This is a genomic window from Streptomyces murinus, from assembly GCF_002154555.1.
Classification (GTDB): Bacteria; Actinomycetota; Actinomycetes; order Streptomycetales; family Streptomycetaceae; genus Streptomyces; species Streptomyces murinus.
In genome coordinates, this window is the sequence record NZ_MUNF01001018.1 from 1 (window position 1) to 819 (window position 819).

The 819-nt window shown below is 68.4% G+C and carries 1 protein-coding gene; it reads left to right on the top strand.

Features of this window, described 5'->3' with window-relative positions:
* Positions 1 to 213 precede the first annotated feature (213 nt).
* Positions 214 to 819, top strand: a 606-nt coding sequence (locus CCN72_RS37370) for a cytochrome c oxidase subunit II (protein ID WP_483027300.1), incomplete at its 3' end; no start/stop codon positions are given.

Sequence of the window (819 nt, forward strand, 5' to 3'; positions counted from 1 at the left end):
CCAAACCCCCACAACCCGAGCTATTGGGCGCCCATCCACACCCCAACTGAGTGAGGCGCGACGCGTATGCCCCCCTCCCCGCGAACCCCCGGAGGGCGTCGGCTAGGGTTTGGTCCGCATAAACATCCAAACCCCTGCCCGACGCAGGGCGGCGACCGACCAGCGAGAAGGCCGCAGCCGACCGCGCGGGCGAGACTCTCGGGAAGGCGCTACGTGAGTCCCAACGGCTCCGACCGCTCGCCGCGGCGCCCGATGCGGCGGAAGCTGCTGCAGGCACTGACCGCGGGCCTGGTCCTGGCGACCGCAACCGGTTGCACATACAAGGACTTCCCCCGCCTTGGCATGCCCACCCCGACCACGGAAGAGGCTCCGCGGATCCTCTCCCTGTGGCAGGGCTCCTGGGCTGCCGCGCTCGCCGTCGGCGTGCTGGTGTGGGGCCTGATCCTGTGGAGCGCCATGTTCCACCGGCGCAGCCGCACCAAGGTCGAGGTACCTCCGCAGACCCGGTACAACATGCCGATCGAGGCCCTGTACACGGTGGTCCCGATCATCATCATCTCGGTGCTGTTCTACTTCACGGCCCGGGACGAGACGAAGCTCATGAGCCTCGACAAGAAGCCCGACCTCACGGTCAACGTGGTCGGCTTCCAGTGGAGCTGGGGCTTCAACTACATCGAGAACGTCCCCGGTGTCTCGGGTGACGCGAAGACGGACACCAACCTGTCCGCGATCCCCGACCGGTTCAAGGCCGCCTTCCCGGCGAACGCCGGCGGCGTCTACGACGTCGGCACCCCGGGCACGCGCAACCCGCAGACCGGC